This is a genomic window from Microbulbifer sp. ABF4_107 (assembly GCF_056312215.1).
In genome coordinates this window covers 2986170-3003668 of record NZ_CM149983.1, presented here as the reverse complement: position 1 = coordinate 3003668, position 17499 = coordinate 2986170, and the positions used below count along the sequence as shown (strand labels likewise).

The window sequence follows — 17499 nt, the reverse complement described above, 5'->3', positions numbered from 1 at the left end:
GGCAAGTGGTATAGGGACCGTTCTGATGGAATACCACTAAGATAGGCGTTTCCCGTTTCAATAAAAACGGTGCATATCGGAGTTCACTTTTTAGCTTTTCTATATAAACGGCTATTGCAGCCAGGTGGGGCGTTGTCCGATGTGCTCAAGCAGAAAGTCGATAAACACCCGCACCTTGGCGGTCAGGGCGTTGGATTGTGGGTAGACAAGCCACAGTGCGGCCCGGGTATCGGCTTGATAGTCGGGGAGCACCCGGATCAGGGCACCCGAATCCAGATCCGCTTTGACGCTCCACAGGGCGTTCAGGGAGATACCGGCACCGGCGATGGTGGCAAGCCGCTGGCTGGCGCCGTCGTCGATGGTGAGTCGGGAGCCGGCCGTGCGCGGGTCGAACTCGCCGCGGCGGCCATCGGCGGCGACCAGAGGGGTAGTACCGAGACCGCGAAAGGCGATCAGCTGATGCTGACCGAGCGCTTCCGGGGTTGGCGGGGCACCGTGTTGCTCGAGGTACGCGGGGGACGCACACAGCACCACAACATCATCGGCCAGTTTGCGCGCTTTCAGGCTGCTGTCCGGCAGTGCCGCATAGCGCAGTGCCAGATCGAAGCTGCCTTCGATCAGGTCGAATTCCGTATCCGTGAGTCGCAGGTCCAGATGGACCTTGGGGTGGCGCTGCATAAACGCCGGCAGGATCGGCGCTATATATAGCTGCGCAAAGGTGCTTGGGGCGGTGAAGCGCAGGGTGCCGGTGGCTTCGAGGTTACCTTTGCCGAGGGCGGCAAACGCCGCGTCTTCCTGGGCGAGGAGTTCTCGGGCAAAGGGCAGGAATTCGGCGCCCTCGAGAGAGAGGGCCACCTTGCGTGTGGAGCGGTGCAGCAGATCTGCGCCAAGGGACTTTTCCAGCTTGGCCAGTTTGGCGCTGGCCACCGCCGGTGCCATCCCCAGCTCGCGGCCAGCGGCACTGATATTCAGCATTTCTGCGGCTCGCACAAACAGGCGTATGGCTTCGGTATCCATCGGCAGGCTTCATCTACGGTAAAGAAAACACGTCGGCGTGCCGCCGGGCTGTGGGCAGCGCAGTCTGCCCATCAGTTTTTTTGACGCTCGAAATAATCCAGTGCCAGCTGGGTAATCGCCCTGGTACCGATGGCCAGCGCACTTTCATCCACATAAAAGCGCGGTGAGTGGTTGCTGGCGGCGGTGGCCGGGTCGGTGCCCTTCGGGGTGACGCCGAGGAAGTAGTAAAAGCCCGGTACTTCATTGGCGAAAAAGGAAAAGTCCTCGGCGCCGGTAATTTTCGGGATCACCATGACTTTGTCATCGCCGGCTGCCGCTTTCAGCGCCGGGATGGCGGCCTGGGTCAGTTCGGGATTGTTCACGGTGACCGGGTAGCCCTCGAGAATTTCCACTTCCGCTTCGGCTCCGCTGCTTTCGGCAATTTTCTCCGCGGTCACCTTGAGGCGTTTGAAAATCTCCTGGCGGTTGTCCATATCGAAATTGCGGATGGTGCCATTCAGGTAGACGCTGTCGGGGATGATGTTGTTGCGTACACCGCCGTCGATTACGCCGTAGGACACCACCGCCGGTTCCTTGGTGATATCGATCTGCCGGCTCACCAGGGTCTGGGTGCCCATTACGATCTGCGCCGCGGCGGTGATCGGGTCTACACCGCCCCAGGGGCGGGAGCCGTGGGTCTGGCGGCCTTTTACGTTGATACGAAATTCATCGGAGCTCGCCATCAGCGGGCCGGAGCGGTAGCCGATCACACCCACCGGCAGGCTGGAGGTCACGTGCTGGCCAAACGCCACGTCCGGCTTGTATTTTTTGAACAGGCCTTCCTTCAGCATCAGTTCCGCACCGCCTTCCTCGCCATCCGGCGCGCCTTCTTCTGCGGGCTGGAAGATAAACAGCACATTGCCGGCCAGCTCACCGCGCATATCTGCCAGTACCTGGGCGGCGCCCATCAGCATGGCGACGTGTGTGTCGTGGCCACAGGCGTGCATCACGCCCACTTCCTCACCGTTGTATTCGGTTCTGGCCTTGGAGGCGAAGGGAATGTCCACCTGCTCGGTAACGGGCAGTGCATCCATATCCGCGCGCAGCGCCACGGTGGGGCCGGGCTTGCCACCCTTGAGCAGAGCGACCACACCGGTGTGGGCGATGCCGGTTTCCACTTCCATACCGAGGGCTTTCAGGTGCTCGGTGATGTATTTGGCGGTTTCAAATTCGCGGTTGCCGAGCTCCGGGTTCTGGTGCAGGTGGCGGCGCCACTCGATGACCTTGTCTTCGGTCTGCTTCAGCTGTTTGTCCAGTTCGGCGGCGTGTGCCATGGGCACGAGGGCGAAGGCTGGGGTGAGGGATATCGCGAGTGCGATGAGTGTCTTTTTGATCGAATTATTATTCACAAGGATTTCCTGTGTTGCGATGCATAGCCAATAGTGAGGTAACCATGCGCTGCTGCAAGAATCAATCCTGATCGCCGGAAGCGGCTGAGACGATTGCGCCGGGTAAAAAAAACCGCGCTCGGAGGCGCGGTTTCGGGAAGTCAGGAGGAGGTTGGGATTTACATATTGAAGTAAGTCGCCGCGCCCGGTCCCACCGGCATGCCGGCAATAAACACCCACAGGAAGAACAGGGCGGTCCAGCCGATAAAGAAGAAGATGGAGTAGGGGATCATGGTGGAGATCAGCGTACCCATGCCCAGGTCTTTCTTGTAGCGGGTGGCGAAAGACACGATCAGACCGAAATAGCTCATCATTGGCGTGATGATATTGGTCACGGAATCGCCGATCCGGTAGGCCGCCTGGATCACTTCCGGCGCATAGCCCAGCAGCATCAGCATCGGCACAAAGATCGGCGCGGTCACCGCCCACTGGGCCGACGCGCTGCCCAGGCTCAGGTTTACCACGCCACACATCATGATAAAGAACAGGAACAGAATCGGGCCGGTGAGGCCAATGCTCTGCAGGGCCTCGGCACCCAGCACCGCAAAGATGGTACCCAGGTTGGTCATCTTGAAGAAGGCCACGAACTGCGCGGCGAAGAACACCAGCACGATGTACATGCCCATGGTGCCCATGCTCTTGGACATGGCGTCGATCACGTCACGGTCGTTCTTCATAGTGCCCACGGTCTTGCCGTAGACAAAGCCCGGGATCGCAAAGAACACCACGATCAGCGCCACAATGCCCTTCAGGAACGGGGAGCCGGCCACGGCGCCAGTCTCCTGGTTACGCAGTACGCCCCACTCGGGCACGATGGTGAGTGCCAGCAAACCACACACGCCCAGTACCGCGAGGCCGGCGAACTTCAGGCCGCGCTTTTCCTCGGCGGTGAGCTGGGTCATCTTGTCCTGGGACAGGTCCACGGAGGCTTCGCTGTTGTCGTACTTGCCCAGTTTGGGCTCGACGATCGCCATGGTCACCCAGCTACCCAGGGCGGTGATCAGGAAGGTACTGATGATCATGAAGTACCAGTTCACTTCCGGGCCAACCACATAGTTGGGGTCGATCATATGCGCGGCGGATTCGGTGATACCGGACAGCAGCGGGTCCACGGTGCCCAGCAACAGGTTGGCACTGTAGCCACCGGAGACACCGGCGAAGGCCGCGGCCAGACCGGCCAGCGGGTGGCGGCCGAGGGAGTGGAAGATCATTGCCGCCAGCGGGATCAATACCACATAGCCCAGCTCAGACGCGGTATTGGAGATGATACCGGCGAACACCACGATCACGGTGACGGTGCGCTTGGAGGCCTTCAGCACCATGCCGCGCACGGCGGCAGACAGCAGGCCGGAGTGTTCCGCAATGCCCACACCCAGCAGGGCCACCAGTACCGTGCCCAAGGGGGCGAAACCGGTAAAGTTGGTGACCAGTGTGGTTACGATAGTCCTGAGCCCCTCACCGGAGAGCAGGTTCACCACATGGATGACCCCGTCTGCGGAGCGGCCGGCGGCGCCTTCCGGGCGCGGATCGATCACCGAGAGATCGAAGAATGAGGCGATGCCACTCAACACCACCACGCCCAGGGCGAACATGGCGAACAGGGTAATGGGGTGAGGGAGCAGATTGCCCAGCCACTCGACCGTATCGAGGAAGCGGGTAAATGCGGTTTTCTTACCAGGCCCGGCAGGCTGGATGTCACTCGAGGAAGTGGATGTCGTCATTATTTCTCCTGTGGCTCGCCTGCCGGCTAAAAAATGATCAAATGGCGCGCAATCATACATGAAAAATGACAGCGATGCCTTTTGGCGCAGCGATACCGGTTTTTATTCTCTGGCTATGCAATTTTCGGGCAATGTTCCGCCCAATTATCGGTTTAATAAAGGACATGCTGCCAGTTAATTGGCGCAGAATGCAATGTTTGTCAGGGTTTGCGCAGGGCTGGGCAGAACGGGGCAGGGCGATAGGGCAGGGGCGGGCGCGGGCACCGGCGGTGCCCGCGTAACGGTATGGTCAGAATTTGTAACCGAGACCGACGGAATACACCCAGGGGTCGATATCCACATCGGTGGTGATGCGGGTGTTGTAGCCCTGGTTGGTGCGGAAGTCGATTTTCGCCTTGGTATCGATGTCCAGATACCAGACGGCCGCGTTAAACAGCCAGTTGCTGTCGCGGCCGAACATAATGTCGATCCCCAGCTCGCCGGCCAGGCCCCAGGAGTCATCCAGTCTCAGTGTGGCGTTACTGCTGGCGTCGAGCACGTCCTCAAAGTATTCCTGGGCGACGTTGCTGATGTCCTCGTCCATAAAGGTGGTGAAATTCACACCGATACCCACATAGGGCTGCACCCAGGATTCCTTGCACACTGGGAACCACTGTACGGTGAGGGTGGGGGGAAGGTGCTCGATGCTGCCGAGATCGACTTTGCCCAGCAGGCCACCGTTTGGATCCGGCAGGCCAGCCACCGCGAGGTCGTGCTTAAATGGCAGGGCAGCCAGCAGCCCCAGAGCGAAGTGGTCGGCGAACAGCCAGCTGGCGGTAAAGGTTGCGCTGTCTCCATCGTCTACATAGACACGGGTATCCTCCAGGTAGATGCTATTGTCGATGCGCAGCAGGTCGGAGTCGTCATCCGGATCCACAAGGCCCCAGCCGATGCGGACAACAACGTCCCCCTGTTCATAATCCGCCAGGCAGTAATTGGCGCCCAGAGAGGCCACTATAAGGGCGGCGGCGAGGCTGAGAGTTTTCATGAGGTCGCTCCTTGAACTACATGGCGTTACAAAACATCGGATCCGCGCAACACTTTGAGTCTAGTCGGGCGTTGGTTTACGTAACCTTTTCGCGTCTTATCCGGTGCCAGCCTGTCAAAGGTTCCATCTCCGGGTGTGTGCAGGGTTGTTAGAGGCGTGTCCTGGCGCAATAATGTGATCACAAATTCGGACTTCCGGTGTAGTGTAGGTGAAGAGATGAAAATTGGTGTTCTGAAGACGGATGATGTGCGGCCACAGTTGGTGGATGAGTTTGGTGAATACCCGGAGATGTTTGCGGCGCTGCTGCAGCGGGAGGATCTGTCTCTGGAGTTTGTGACCTACGAGGTGCAGCACGGGCAGTATCCGCAAGATATTGATGAGGTGGATGCCTATCTGATGACGGGCAGCAAAACCGGTGTTTACGATGATCAGCCGTGGATTGCGCCGTTGATGGCGTTTGTGCAGGAGCTGCACCGCCGGAAGAAGCCGACCCTGGGGATCTGTTTTGGTCACCAGTTGATTGCACAGGCACTGGGTGGTGAGGCGCGCAAGTCGGAGAAGGGCTGGGGTGTGGGTGTGCACAGTTATGAGGTGCAGGAGACGCCGGGCTGGATGGTGGAGCCGCAGGATCAGTTCAGTCTGCTGGTGAGTCATCAGGATCAGGTGGTGGCATTGCCGCCGAAGACAAAGGTGATTGCGTCCAGTGATTTCTGTCCTTATGCGATGCTGCAGGTGGGTGAGCACATGCTTACGATGCAGGCGCACCCGGAGTTTACCAAACCGTATTCGAAGGGCCTGATGGAGTTGCGTCAGGAGGTGTTCGGGGTGGATATGGTGGAGAAGGGCAAAGAGTCCCTGCACAACGATATCCATGCGAGCGCGGTGGCGCGCTGGATGTTGGCTTTTTTGAAGAGTGCTTCGTAGGTAGCATCTCACAGTCAAGGTGCTTTGTTGTCATCTCGTGGCGCCAAAGCACTGGGTATCTGTTTTCGAAACCGCTGTGGATACATCCCTGTACGCTGCGTCGGCGACGTCCATGTCGCCGACGCTTTCGAAAACAGATACCCAGCACTTTGACTTCAGCTCACCTATTTACTTCGTAAGCACGTTATTTCCACTTGATATTGCAGCCGATAGACGGCGTCTGATCTTCGCTCGGTTTCTCGCCAGTCAGAATCTTATCCACAGCCTCCAGTAAATCCTTTCCGTCCACAGGCTCATCATTCCCTGGTCGACTGCCATCAAACTGGCCGCGATAAGCCAGCTTTCCTTCCTGATCAAACAGAAAAAAGTCCGGTGTGCAGGCCGCGTCAAAGGCCTTGGCGACGGACTGATCTTCATCCACCAAATAGGCAAACGGATATCCCCGCAGTGCTATTTCCTCGCGCATTTTTGCCGGGCTGTCTTCGGGGTAGCTGGCGAAGTCGTTGCTGTTGATGGCGACGATACCGAGGCCTCTGGGCATGGTCTGGTTGGCGAAGGTGGTGAGGGCGTCGGCGATGTGTTTTACGAAGGGGCAGTGGTTGCAGATAAACATGACCAGTAGCGGTTTGCCGGCGTAGTCGGTGCTGCTGATGGTTTTGCCTTCCGCGTCGGGGAGGGTGAAGGCGGGAATGTTGGTGCCTAGCGGGATCATCGTGGATGGAGTCAATGCCATAAAAAATTCCTTTTGTTGGCAGGAAGTTAAGCGGGTTTTTATTTGGGAGGCTACATGTCGTGAATTTTAAAGCGCGCGGAGGTACGCGGAATTGCCATAGTAATGGAATTCTTCCAGGGCACTGTACGCCAGCTTGATCACATGATCGTCGTCACTGTGCAGCGCCTTTTCTACAATCTCCGCCTGTCGTTGTGAAATGGAGCGCAGTTCACTCTTCTCAATGGGCAGAATATTTTTCGGTCCGGTACTCAAATACGCGATCACCAGCCCTTGCCAGAAATAGCGCAGTGCCGCTTCGCGATCGTCGCAGTAGGGCAGGATCAGACGCAGTGCGTGACAGCCGGTTACACCGTGGAGCAGGGTAAAGTCGCCGGTGCCGAGATAGGCGTGTATGGCGACATCCGCAATATCCTCCAGCCCAATCGATTGCGGCTGAATAGGGGTATCCATCCAGCCCGGTTGGCCGGTAACGGACTGCATATGATCGGCAATATTTCCCGGTGCTAGGGGAATGGCGGGGTATTTACTGGCCACCGCGGCAAGGATTTCGGCTGGTGAAGCGGGAGTTCGCTGATCGCTGCTGGCAAATTCGTGATAGTCGAGGTTCCAGTAAGTGAGGCCCATGGCCACTTCTTCGAGGTGGCGGGCGTCGATGCCATAAGCGGTACGGATCAGCCCGTGAAATGCGGCCGTGGCCATGGACGGCAGCAGTGGTGGCAGCTCCTGTTGCAGACATTTGGCGATACCAAGCTGTTTGAGCTGGCGTTCGTAATAATTCAGCACGCTGGGGGAGCGATCTTCGCGGTTGCGTCCCTGTACGGGATCGCTGATCTGTTCCACTGGACTCGCCGGGCGCGGTTGCAGATGCGGTGTGCTGCGATCGAACGCGTGCCGCAGGCAATCAGGGGGAGCCCTCAGTTTGTCGAGGGCGATGAGTACCATGGGCAGGTGGTTGGCGAGGCGATCGCCGTAGTGCACGTGGTAGCGACTGCCTGCTTCCAGCAATTGTGCACAGTCGCGGGTGATACTCATAGGGTTTCTCCCTGTCTGGCAAACGGATTGAAACAGGCTAGCGGATTTCTACGGGGTCTCCCAATTGTATGGTTGCCGTGGGCTGGTCGGCAGTGGCCGGGGCCAGGTTCATACCGAAGTAAATCTGTCCATCTTCCCAGCGCCGGTAGCTGGCCAGGGTTTTCAGCGGCTCTTTCTGAGCGCGACCGGTAAACGGGTGGAGCCCGGGAATGGCGCAGCGGGCGCAGGGATGGGTACAGTCGAAGGTCACGGGCCCGTCTTGGGTGTGGACAATCAGGGTTTTCCAGTCGTCTTCTGCAAAAGGTTCACAGCCACTGACCACCAGGTTCGGGCGGAAGCGCAGCATGGATACGGGCTCAGTCAGGCGGCTGTTGAGATCGTCCAGGGAGGCCTGACTGATAACCAGTAAAGGCGCCGCGTCCGCGAAGCTGACCTGGCGATCCTGTCGGGGCGCCTCCAGCGGGCGCTGGAACTCCGCCCCCTGGGCCACCAGTCGTACCGGTGACTGCAGCTGGTCGCTCAGCCATTGCGCTACATCATCGCCCGCATCCCGGGCTGTCACATCATCACCCCACACACGCACGCTTCTCAGCTCGGAATCAGCGCCAGGCTGATTTACCTCGAACCGCTCACCGCTGGCACTTTCCAGTTGTAAGCCCGTCGCGGTCACCGCCGCTTTGAGTTGAGCCATGGCACGGGTGCGGCGCTGGGTGACGAACTGATTGTCGGTATCTACCAGCATCCAGCGGCGGTCGTTCACCGCACCATAGGTGTCCAGCGAAAGGGATTTGGTCTTATGGCCCTGCAGAGATTTGACCGGGAAGTGATAGAGCGCGGAAATTTCCATTGGTGGCTCCGGAGTAGGGGGATTTATCTGGCCGGCATTAGCGCATCACGGCCGTCATGGTACAGGAGGTAGCAGCGAAGCTCTAACTGGAACGCCCGCATTCGCATTTGGGACAAACGGAGTCAATACCACCGCGATGAATAGTGATACATTGGGTGTGCGCATTAAACTACGGTAGCAAGTAGAAAAATAAGAACGGAGTGACGGCGATGGGTCTCTCGAAGTGGCTTTTGTGTGTGGCAATGATTTTTGTCTCGGTCAGTGTCCGGGCAGAGCCCTTTGTTGTGGGCGGCGCACAGTCTCCTCAGAGTCTTTCTCCATACCTTCGTATACTGGTTGACGAGCACCGTGGCCTGAGCTTTCGCGATGTCGCGGAATCCGATTTCTCCGGACGCTGGTGCACCAGTGAGGGTGACGGGACCAATTTCGGTTTCAGCGATGCCGCTTACTGGGTTGCGGTCACCCTGCATAATCCCACGGCTGCGCCCCTCGAGCTGGTATTCCGTCAGGACTATCCGCTGATCGATTACCTGGATTTCTGGCAACCCACAGACAACGGCAGCTGGACTCAGATTGCAACCGGCGATCGCCGCGCGTTCGACACTCGTCCATTGAATATGCGGGATTTTATCTTCCCGATTACCCTGCCCGGTAATGCCACCCGGACTTACTATCTGCGCTATCAGACTGCGGGCTCCATGAATATCGGGCTCAGTGTCAGCAGCGAGATTGCACTGCTTCCCCAGCTGAGTAAAGAGCAGCTGCTGCTTGGTATCTACTACGGTGGATTCATCGTGCTGGTGGTCTACAACCTATTTTTATTTCTCGCGGTGCGCGACCGCGCCTATGCCTTTTATATGGGGTATGCAATCTGTTATGGGCTCTATTTCGGAGTGCACAACGGTGTCTCTTACCAGTACCTGTGGCCGGAAAATCCCTGGTTGGCGAATCAGAGCCTGGTGGCATTGCTTGGCCTCACGCTGATTTTGGGTATCCAGTTTGTGCGCACTGTATGTGCGGGTCCGCAGCTGGCTCCGCGCACGGATCTACTGGCCCGGGTGTTGCTGTACGCACTGCTCCCTTTGACTGCCATATCGCCCTTCGTCAGCTATGGCCCCATGATTCTGATACTGGCAATTCTGACCCTGGTGCTTTCCATGCTGTTTATGGTGATGGGTGTGCTCAGTCTGTTGGGGGGATCGGTGTCCGCGCGGTATTTTCTCGTTGGGTGGACGGCACTACTGGTGAGTGTGGTTATCTATATGCTGAAAACATTTGGCCTGCTGCCGCACAACAGTATTACCCATAATGCCTTCCAGGTGGGGGCGCTGCTGGAGATGGTGTTGCTTTCCCTGGCGCTGGGGGCGAGGGTTGGTGAGATTCAGCGGAGTGGCTATCTAGACCCGTTGACCACACTGTTCAATCGCCGCCATTTCGACGAGCGATTACCGAAGGAGTTTGCGAGTGCCGAGCGCAATGGGACGCCTCTGGCGCTGCTGATTCTTGACCTGGATCACTTCAAGGTCATCAACGATGGCTTGGGGCACGTGCGGGGCGACGCGGCTCTCGCTGCACTGGGGCAGTTGGTCAGAAAGCAGATTCGTAAACCGGTCGTGGCCTGCCGTTATGGAGGGGAAGAATTCGCGATTCTATTGCCGCGCACGAACCGTGCACAAGCGGCAATTGTGGCGGAGCGGTTACGTCACCTGGTTGCGGAGCTGAGCCTGAACGATATTTCTCTTACCGTGAGCTGTGGTGTCGCAGCCCTGGAACAAGGAAACTACTCGTCAGCGATTCAGTTGTTTGAGGCGGCAGATGCTGCGCTGTATCGCGCAAAACATACCGGCCGCAACCGCGTTGAGCTGGCGCCGCGCAATCCGGAACACGGGACAACACAGCGGACTTTTGTGGCGGCAACCTCATAGGCTGGCAACGGCCGCTCACAGGAGTTTACCAAGGGCCGTTTTCACTGCTGACAAATATCAGCGCAGAAGGAGGTTATCCTCGATCGGAATAAACTGACTCGCGGCATTGATCAGGGAGGCGGATGTCTGTGGTGCGACGCCATATACCTCCACCTTCCTGCCGTAACCAAGGCGCAGCTTTTCCGCCAGCAAATCAAAATCTCCATCGCCCGATACCAGCACCACCGTATCGGCGTCTCTGCCATATTCCAGTACATCAATAGTAATTCCCACATCCCAGTCGCCTTTGGCAGAGCCATCGGCGCGTTGGATAAAGGGTTTCAGCTTCACCTCGAAACCGATGGCTCTGAGAATGTTCTGAAACTCCCGCTGCTTTTTATCGCCGCGGTCGGTGGCGTAGGCAATGGCCCTGGTTACCTTTCGGGCTTGCGTGGCCCGGGACCAGAAGGCGTTGTAGTCAAAGTTGCGGCGAAATGCCTGCCGGGTGGTGTAGTAGACGTTTTGCACGTCGACAAAGAGGGCGACTTTTTCCATGGCGATTCTGTGTGTATGAGGCTGGGGGTGCCGGGTTGGTTTTTGTTCGATGAATTAGCGCCGCTTATCAGGGTAATATCTGTAGGCTATCGAAATTTTCTCATGGATTGTCTGTGTTAATTGAGACGATAACAACGCCTAATTTCAAGGTGATTGTGTAACCCTATAGGATTCCCTCGTCCGATAGATGAGACTATAAGGAACGCAATCCAATGCTCAAGAAATCCCTCTCCCTGGCGGTAGCCCTGGCGACAGCCCTCTCTGTCAACGCCAATGCTGCGCCGTCCGGCGAGCCGATGTCCAACCGGGACTGGTGGCCAAACCGTATCGACCTGCAACCCCTGCGCATGAATGCAGAAAAGTCCAACCCCATGGGCGAAGACTTCGATTACGCCGAAGCCTTCAGCAAGCTGGATCTGGACGCGATCAAAAAAGATATCGAACAGGTCCTCACCACCTCCCAGGATTGGTGGCCAGCAGACTACGGCCACTACGGTCCTTTCTTTATCCGTATGGCCTGGCACAGTGCCGGTACCTACCGTGTATACGATGGTCGCGGTGGCGCCGGTGGCGGTCAGCAGCGTTTTGAACCTCTGAACAGCTGGCCGGACAACGTCAGCCTGGATAAAGCCCGCCGCCTGCTGTGGCCGGTAAAACAGAAATACGGCAACGCCATTTCCTGGGCCGACCTGATGGTGCTGGCCGGAAACGTTTCCCTGGAATCCATGGGCTTCGAAACCTTTGGCTTTGCCGGTGGCCGTGAAGACGACTGGGAAGCCGACGTTGTCTACTGGGGCTCCGAGCGCGAGTGGCTCGGCAACGACAAACGTTTCGATGGCGACAAGCTGGAGAAGCCTCTGGCCGCGGACCACATGGGGCTGATCTATGTAAACCCGGAAGGCCCCAATGGTAACCCGGATCCAGTTGCTGCCGGTCACCGCATTCGCGATACCTTCGGTCGTATGGCCATGAGTGACGAAGAGACCGTTGCCCTGATTGCCGGGGGCCACACATTCGGCAAGGCCCACGGCGCGCACAAGCCGGAGAAGTGTATCGGTGCTGCTCCTGGGGACGCGCCCCTTGAACAGCAGGGCTTTGGTTGGGAAAACAAGTGCGGTAAAGGGCACTCGGAAGACACCGTGACCTCCGGCCTGGAAGGTGCCTGGTCAGCAAACCCAATCGCCTGGAGCTCCCAGTTCCTGGATAACCTGTTCGGTTTCGAGTGGGTAAAAACCAAGAGCCCGGCGGGCCACACCCAGTGGGAACCGGAAAACGCCGAGCAGGTGAAATTCGTTCCGGATGCGCACGTTGAAGGTAAACGCCACGCGCCGATGATGTTCACCACCGACCTGTCCATGCGCTTCGATCCGAAGTACAAGGAAATCGCCGAGCGTTTCCACAAGAATCCGGAAGAGTTCCAGCTGGCCTTTGCCAAAGCCTGGTTCAAGCTGACTCACCGCGATCTGGGCCCGCGTGCGCGCTACCTGGGTGACGAGGTACCGGCGGAAGTGCTGAGCTGGCAGGATCCGATCCCGCAGGTGGACTTCAAGCTGATCAACGATCGCGACGTGAAGAACCTGAAAGCAACCGTGCTGGATAGCGGCCTGACTGTACCGGAACTGGTGCGCACCGCATGGGCCTCCGCTTCCTCTTACCGCGGAACCGACATGCGCGGTGGTGCCAACGGTGCACGCATTCGCCTGGCGCCGCAGAAAGACTGGCCGGTAAACAACCCGCAGGAACTGAACAAAGTTCTCGCCCAGCTGGAATCTATTCAGCAGGACTTCAATCGCAAGGCACGCGGCGGCAAGAAAGTGTCCATGGCAGATATGATCGTACTTGGCGGTGCGGCGGCAATCGAGCAGGCGGCGAAAAAAGCCGGCTATGAGATTGTCGTGCCGTTCAAGCCGGGTCGCAACGATGCCACCCAGGAAATGACCGACGTTCAGTCCTTCGGCTTCCTGGAGCGCAAGGCCGACGGCTTCCGCAATTACTACAGTGAGGAAGCGCACCTGATGCCGGTGGATATGCTGATAGACAGCGCCAACCTGCTGGACCTGAGCGTGCCGGAAATGAGTGTTCTTGTCGGTGGCATGCGCACCCTGGGTGCCAACTACGACAACAGCAAGCACGGTGTCTTCACCGACAAGCCGGGCACTCTCAGCAACGACTTCTTCGTCAACCTGCTGAGCATGGACACCAAGTGGTCCAAATCCTTCAAGGAAGATGGCCTGTACGAAGGCAAGGACCGCAAGACCGGCGAACTGAAGTGGACCGCCACTCCGGTAGACCTGATCTTCGGTTCCAACTCTGAGCTGCGTGCGGTTGCAGAAATGTATGCAGCCAGCGACAACGACGAGAAGTTTGTGAACGACTTTGTCAAAGCCTGGACCAAAGTGATGACCCTGGACCGCTTTGACCTGAACTGATCCAGACATTCACGGGATTGATTTGCAGGGATAGATAATCACCGCAAGCAGGACGCGGGACCCTAATGGGCAGCCTCAGGCTGCCCATTTTCTATCGGGAGATTGGATTGGCCACTACATTGGGGGCAGCTCTAAACAGTGTGATAGTATTTTCACAGCCTGACGATCAGGTGCAGCAGAGCCAGTTGCCGGACACCATCAAAAAGTGTGGCACTGCAGACAATGATTCGACTTCACTGGGTTAGGTTTAGGGATGAAACTGATCGGCGCCCTCTATTATTGCATACGCACTTTCTTACTATGTGCGCCGTGGATTTTTGCGTCATGGGTGGTCTATGGCGACACGGTTCAGGTCGAACCCGGCCAGCCTACTCACTCCCTTACTTCACATTTACAGCTCTTTATCGATCGCGACCAGACGTTGCCGGCGCAAAAACTGGACCCCGTTGCGCTTGCCAGCAGGCTTTCGCCATGGCGGAAGGACGCGGCAAATTTCGGTTTTAGTGACGCCGCTTATTGGGTGGCGTTCACTCTGGAAAATCCCACCGAGCACGATCTGCCGCTGATTATCCGACAGGACTATGTACTGATTGATCACCTGGATTTCTGGGCGCCACTTGGCGATGGGCAGTGGCAACATATTCGCACCGGCGACCACCAGCCCTTTGGCAGCCGTCCGCTGGCCCTGCGGGATTTCGTTTTTCCGGTGACACTACCAGCCGGAAGCCGGCAAACCTTTTACCTACGTTTCGCCTCCGCTGGCAGTGTCAATATTGGTCTGTCCGTCAGCAGTCAGGAAGCCTATCTGCCACGCCTTGGAGTAGAGCAGCTGTTGTACGGCATTTACTACGGCGGCTTCCTGGTGCTGGTGCTGTACAACCTGTTCCTGTTTCTGGCGTTGCGGGACCCGGCGTACGCCTACTATATGGGGTACAGCATCAGCTGTGGTCTGTTCTTCGCGGTACTGAACGGTTTTGCGTTCCAGTTTATCTGGCCTGACTTCCCTTGGATTGCAAATCGCGCGTTGCTTCTTGCGCTGGGGCTCACATTGACTTTTGCCATTCAGTTTGCCCGACTGATTTGCAACCTGAAACGGCTGGCGCCCGGGATCGATAGATACTGTGGCCTGCTGCGATATTGTGTGATCTTACTGACAATCCTCGCGCCGTTTGTCGACTATGCAACGATGACGGAAGTGTTTTCGGTTGCTGCGCTGATTGTTTCATTGACTTCACTGTCGGTCGGCGCTGTCAGTGTGTGGCGGGGCTCCGTCTCCGCGCGGTACTTTCTGATCGCATGGATCACGCTGATGTGGACGGTGGTCATGTATATTTTCAAAACCTTTGGTGTGCTGCCGCACAATGCTGTTACCCACAATGCGTTTCAGGTCGGCGCTTTGATCGAGATGGTGTTGCTGTCTCTCGCCCTGGGTGCCCGGGTCGGCGAGATTCAGCGCCAGGGGCATACCGATCAGTTGACAGGCCTGTTTAACCGCCGCCATTTTGACGAACTTCTGGCGAGGGAGTTCTCTCTGGCCGCGCGCAATGGCACTCCGCTCGCATTGGTGGTGCTTGATCTGGATCATTTCAAAGCCATTAATGATCGCCTCGGGCATGCCCGGGGAGATGAGGCTCTGCGGGCCGTCGGGCAGCTCACCGGTAAACTGGTGCGCAAGCCGGCCGTTGCCTGCCGCTACGGCGGAGAGGAATTTGCGGTGCTGCTTCCACGATGTGATCGACAGGTGGCAAACAGGATTGCCAACCGGTTGCTGGAAGCCGTGGCGAAAACCGAGTGTGATGGTGTCCCGTTGAGTGTCAGTATCGGAGTGGCCAGTTATGAGGATGGCAACTTGAGTTCCGCCATACAACTGTTTGAAGAAGCGGACAAGGCGCTATACATGGCAAAAGAGCGCGGCAGAAATCGGGTTGTTATCATTGATGGCGTCGAAGAGCCGCGGGGTCGTGCGCTAACGGTCTGAAGTTCCCGCTTGTTTACGGTATTTCAGGGCTTGCTTGTCAATACAGCCCGGCAGGGCTGGCTAGTCCAGGTGGCTTTTCATCGCTGCAATCAGTTGCGGGAAGGCGATGGGTTTGGTGAGGTAGCCGTTCATGCCGGCGTCGAGCGCTGCACTTTGCTGATCACTGAAGGCCGCCGCGGAAAGACCGATAATCGGCGTACTGCCAATGCTCGGGTCCTGACGGATTTCCCGTGTCGCTTCGATGCCCGTTAGCCCCGGTAACTGCACATCCATAAAGATCAGATCTGGACGCAGCGTCCGGGCTTTTTCAACACCGTCGCGCCCGTTGGTGACGAAGGTCGCGCACAGCTCCAGGTCGTCACAGAATGCCTGCATTAAGGCCTGGTTTAGCGGGTTGTCTTCAAAAATAAGTACCTGTTTGCCGGTGAGCGCGGTGTGGGAGACTTCCCCGTCAATCGCGCCCGAGGGCTCCGGATTACCTTCCTGCAGCGGCAAAAGGACTTTAAAGCAGGTGCCGGCGTTGCCGTCACTTTCCAGGTCGATACTCCCTCCCAGAAGCTCCACCAGGCTGCGGGTGATGGGGAGGCCAAGACCGGTACCGCGCGCCTGCCCCTGCAGGGATTTGTCGATCTGCTCAAAGGGCTCAAAAATGATCGCCTGCTGCTCCGGCGGAATACCAATCCCCCTGTCCGTTACATCAATGGCCAGTTGCGCTTTAGCTTGTTTTTGCAGCTTGAGCTCGACGCTGCTGTTGGCCGGGGAGAACTTGACCGCATTGGCGATCAGGTTGATCAGAATCTGCGAGAGTTTGCCCCGGTCGCTGCGAATGTACTCGGGCAGGGCCGGGTCGATATCGCAGTGAATGTGCACACCCTGGCGCAGGGCCTCGGGCTCGCAGGAAATCAGAATGCAATCGAGCAGTCGCTGCAGGGGAAAATCCTCTTCCACCGCCTCAATTTTTCCCGCCTCGATTCGGGAAATATCCAGCACGTCATTCACCAGCTCTGCCAGCCGCTGCCCGCTGATTGAGATTTTTTCCAGAAAGGAGTGGAAGTCCCGGGGCAGTTCAATTCCTTCACTGCGGTTGTGCAGTACCTGGCTGAACCCGACAATGGCATTGAGCGGTGTGCGGATCTCATGGCTCATATTGGTGAGAAACTGGGTTTTCGAGCGGCTGTAAAACTCTGCCTTTTCCTTCGCCTGAATCAGGTCCCTCTCCAGTTGCTTGCGATCAGTGATATCGAGAATGACGCCGATCAGGCCGCCGAGACGTCCATTTTCCAGTTCGTAGGCGCCCTTGTTGAATATGACATCGTGCAGGGTGCCGTCCGCGTAAACCACCTGAGACTCATACACCTGGTGCCCGCGCTGGCGCATCAACTCAAGATCTTTTTCGTGATAGATCTTTGCCTGTGGGCCCGGTGAGACACCGTAGACCGAACGTCCGACAATTTCACTGCGGGGCTTGCCCAGGAAAGCCTCAAACGCCCGGTTGCAGCCGGTATAAATACCCTCGGCATTTTTATAGAAAATCGGCGCCGGAATAGCGTCTGTAAGAACTTGCAGAAAGTGAAGCTGGTCCGACAGCGCCACTTCGGTGGCCTCCCGCTCGAGCAGTTCTCGCTGGTAGCGTGCGTTCAGCTTTTCCTGGTACTCCAGTAACTTTGTCAGTTGCCGGTTGAGCTTTCGCTGTCTGCGCAGCAGGTAGTGCCAAAGGGTGACCAGTAGCAATGTGACAAAAACGATTCGAATAGTCAGGCCAAGGGGGGCAGTACTCTGTGGAACCCAGGTGTCGACGGCCCATTCACTGATACCGATCAGAGCCGCGGTGAGTAGCGCAATGGGAAGTAATTTGCGCCCGGATGAAAGCTGGACTCCTGTGGGATCATTCATAGGCCGGTATCA

General features: G+C 57.5%; 13 protein-coding genes. 4 read left to right on the top strand and 9 right to left on the bottom strand.

Annotation, left to right across the window (positions count from 1 at the left end; all coding sequences use genetic code 11):
• Window positions 1-111: 111 nt before the first annotated feature.
• The 4 genes from ACYX4K_RS12290 to ACYX4K_RS12275 form a co-directional block, all read right to left on the bottom strand.
• Window positions 112-1017, bottom strand: a complete 906-nt coding sequence (locus ACYX4K_RS12290) for a LysR family transcriptional regulator (RefSeq protein ID WP_475091838.1) — start codon at window positions 1015-1017, stop codon at window positions 112-114.
• 71 nt (window positions 1018-1088) lie between these two features.
• The gene (locus ACYX4K_RS12285; protein WP_475091839.1) at window positions 1089-2405 is read right to left on the bottom strand and encodes a M20 family metallopeptidase; all 1317 of its coding nucleotides are present in this window, start codon (window positions 2403-2405) and stop codon (window positions 1089-1091) included.
• A 158-nt stretch (window positions 2406-2563) separates the two neighbouring features.
• Window positions 2564-4165: an AbgT family transporter gene (locus tag ACYX4K_RS12280; protein WP_475091840.1), complete on the bottom strand. Its 1602-nt coding sequence runs from the start codon at window positions 4163-4165 to the stop codon at window positions 2564-2566.
• A gap of 289 nt (window positions 4166-4454) precedes the next feature.
• On the bottom strand, window positions 4455-5192 hold the full coding sequence (locus tag ACYX4K_RS12275) for an OmpW/AlkL family protein (protein ID WP_475091841.1): 738 nt from the start codon (window positions 5190-5192) through the stop codon (window positions 4455-4457).
• Window positions 5193-5408: 216 nt separating this feature from the next.
• Between ACYX4K_RS12275 and ACYX4K_RS12270 the strand changes: the two genes are divergently transcribed.
• Entirely contained in the window at window positions 5409-6116 is a 708-nt protein-coding gene (locus ACYX4K_RS12270; protein ID WP_475091842.1) for a glutamine amidotransferase-related protein, read from the top strand.
• Window positions 6117-6300: 184 nt separating this feature from the next.
• Here the strand turns inward: ACYX4K_RS12270 and ACYX4K_RS12265 are convergent, their stop codons facing one another.
• The 3 genes from ACYX4K_RS12265 to ACYX4K_RS12255 all read right to left on the bottom strand — a co-directional run bounded on the left by ACYX4K_RS12265 (window position 6301) and on the right by ACYX4K_RS12255 (window position 8728).
• Complete coding sequence (locus ACYX4K_RS12265) at window positions 6301-6849, bottom strand: thioredoxin family protein (protein ID WP_475091843.1); 549 nt, start codon at window positions 6847-6849, stop codon at window positions 6301-6303.
• Between the two features lie 66 nt (window positions 6850-6915).
• Window positions 6916-7881 carry a questin oxidase family protein gene (locus tag ACYX4K_RS12260; RefSeq protein WP_475091844.1) on the bottom strand — a complete coding sequence of 322 codons (966 nt, stop codon included), beginning with the start codon at window positions 7879-7881 and terminating at the stop codon, window positions 6916-6918.
• Between the two features lie 37 nt (window positions 7882-7918).
• A complete protein-coding gene (locus tag ACYX4K_RS12255) occupies window positions 7919-8728 on the bottom strand; it encodes an MOSC domain-containing protein (protein WP_475091845.1) in 810 nt (269 codons plus the stop codon).
• A gap of 209 nt (window positions 8729-8937) precedes the next feature.
• Here ACYX4K_RS12255 and ACYX4K_RS12250 point away from each other — a divergent pair, with 209 nt between their 5' ends.
• Window positions 8938-10653: a diguanylate cyclase gene (locus ACYX4K_RS12250; protein ID WP_475091846.1), complete on the top strand. Its 1716-nt coding sequence runs from the start codon at window positions 8938-8940 to the stop codon at window positions 10651-10653.
• Between the two features lie 57 nt (window positions 10654-10710).
• On the opposite strand, the gene ACYX4K_RS12245 is transcribed toward ACYX4K_RS12250, so the two are convergent.
• Window positions 10711-11187: an NYN domain-containing protein gene (locus ACYX4K_RS12245; RefSeq protein ID WP_475091847.1), complete on the bottom strand. Its 477-nt coding sequence runs from the start codon at window positions 11185-11187 to the stop codon at window positions 10711-10713.
• 212 nt (window positions 11188-11399) lie between these two features.
• On the opposite strand from ACYX4K_RS12245, the gene katG reads away from it, so the two are divergent.
• Together katG and ACYX4K_RS12235 are read left to right on the top strand one after the other, a co-directional pair.
• Window positions 11400-13616, top strand: a complete 2217-nt coding sequence (gene katG, locus ACYX4K_RS12240) for a catalase/peroxidase HPI (protein WP_475091848.1) — start codon at window positions 11400-11402, stop codon at window positions 13614-13616.
• Between the two features lie 253 nt (window positions 13617-13869).
• Window positions 13870-15594, top strand: coding sequence for a 7TM diverse intracellular signaling domain-containing protein (locus ACYX4K_RS12235; protein ID WP_475091849.1), 1725 nt, complete (start codon window positions 13870-13872; stop codon window positions 15592-15594).
• Window positions 15595-15654: 60 nt separating this feature from the next.
• On the opposite strand, the gene ACYX4K_RS12230 is transcribed toward ACYX4K_RS12235, so the two are convergent.
• Window positions 15655-17487, bottom strand: coding sequence for an ATP-binding protein (locus ACYX4K_RS12230; protein WP_475091850.1), 1833 nt, complete (start codon window positions 17485-17487; stop codon window positions 15655-15657).
• Window positions 17488-17499: the final 12 nt, after the last annotated feature.